Below are 1,650 nucleotides of genomic sequence, written 5' to 3'. Positions count from 1 at the left end.
CGCCGGAGCGCCGCTGGGTGCTGGAAATCGGGTTCGGAGACGGGCGGTTCTGGCCCCACTACGCGCAGACCTTTGCCGAAGCGCCGAATTACCTGGGCGCCGAACTTTCCGGCGTCTCACTACTCAAGGCGCACCGCCGCCTGAAGGACGCGGGCCTGCACAACGCCGCCCTGACCAAGCTGCCCGCCGACGTGCTGGTGCGCGAGGTCATTCCGGCGGGGGCGCTCGACCAGATTATCGTCAACTTTCCCGACCCCTGGCCCAAGGCGGATCACACCGACCACCGACTACTGCGTGCGCCCTTTTTCGAGTTGATCGCCAGCCGCCTCAAGCCCGGCGGGAGCCTGCTGCTGACCACCGACCACGACGAGTATTTCGAGTTCGCCTGCGCCGAAGCCCTCGCCAGCGGCGTGATCCGGGTCGAGCGCGGTGCACCGCCCGCCTCCGCCCTCGAGACCAAATACGCCCGCAAGTGGCGCGATCTGGGACTGGGAGTCAACCACGCCCGCTTTACGCCGACGCGTCAGACCGAGGTGCCGTACGGCGACGTCCGCCGCTACCCCGACACTCTGCACCCTGACCACCTGCACCCTGAACCCCTGTCCCCCGTAACGGAGAACGACGTGCCCCACGCCATTCTGACCCTGCCCGCCGACTTTGCCCCCACCGACTTCGACAAGTACACCCTGCGCGGCCCCAGGCCCGAGCACCCCGCCTGGACGGTGATTCTGCTCGACCTGTACGCCAGCCTGCGGCGCGATGGCTGGGTGGCGCTGGTGCACGTGGTCGAGGGCGAACTGACCCAGGAAGTCCTGATCGGCATTACCTGGCGCGAGGACGGCAGCTATCTGGTGCGGCTGTCCAAGTTCGGCGGCCCGATCATCACGGCGGGGGTCAAGGGCGCAGTGGGGGCGGTCACGGCCTGGCTCGAAAGTCAGGGCGGCGTGGTGACGCACCGGGGATACTAGATTTTCCGCGTGATAGCGGATGATTCCTGTTGCGGTCGCTCTAGACTACAGCCTTTGACATAAGAAAGTCTGGCGCTTTTGGGGGCTTTCCCCATCCCCCCCGCCCTTACCCCAGCGGGGCAAGGAGAGCTGACGCTGCGCTGAGCAAGAGTGGTTCCCTGGCGCTTACCCGGTATGCTGGCCTGCGGCCGCGTTTCCGGCTCATACCACTTTGAAAAATAGTTTGCCCAAGCGAACTATTTTTCCGAGCGGAGCGAGCAAAAGAAGATACGGCTTTGAACGGAGCGTAGCGGATTCGGGTGGTTTTCCCGGATGCGCGAAGTAGAGTTCAAAGCCGTATCACACGCCATCCTCCGCCCAGATGGAAGTGCCCGGGCTGCGCCCGACGGCCTGGATGCCTTCTGAGGTGAGTTGTTCGGGGCGATATCGCGGGCCGCGGATTGACTTTTTGAGCTTTGGCATAAGTATGTTTCGTGCTGTTGCCCCTCGCCCCTGGTGGAACTTGCCAGGCTGCAGAACAGGCTTGCTACACCGGCCGCTGCCCCACCAGCGCGTCCACCACCACGTCCAACCCGACGCCTTCCTGCGCCCGCTTTTCGGGTGTCCAGCTGATGCCCCGGCTGGCCTTGACCAGCACCACATCGCCGTCTTTCACTTCGGCCAGCAGGTCGCAGAGCAGTTC

General features: G+C 64.8%; 1 protein-coding gene and 1 pseudogene. One reads left to right on the top strand and one right to left on the bottom strand.

Features of this window, described 5'->3' with window-relative positions:
• Positions 1-968 (top strand): tRNA (guanine-N7)-methyltransferase (locus QZ269_RS13025; protein WP_291427125.1); only part of this gene is annotated, 968 nt, incomplete at its 5' end.
• 526 nt (positions 969-1,494) lie between these two features.
• Here QZ269_RS13025 and QZ269_RS13020 read toward each other — a convergent pair.
• Positions 1,495-1,650 (bottom strand): annotated as a pseudogene (locus QZ269_RS13020) (UDP-N-acetylmuramoylalanyl-D-glutamate--2,6-diaminopimelate ligase); the annotation flags it as partial.

The sequence above is a fragment of the Deinococcus sp. genome (genome assembly GCF_018260405.1).
In the GTDB taxonomy this organism is placed as follows: Bacteria; Deinococcota; Deinococci; order Deinococcales; family Deinococcaceae; genus Deinococcus.
Note: the sequence above shows the minus strand (reverse complement) of the source record. Positions and strands in the feature narration are given on the sequence as shown.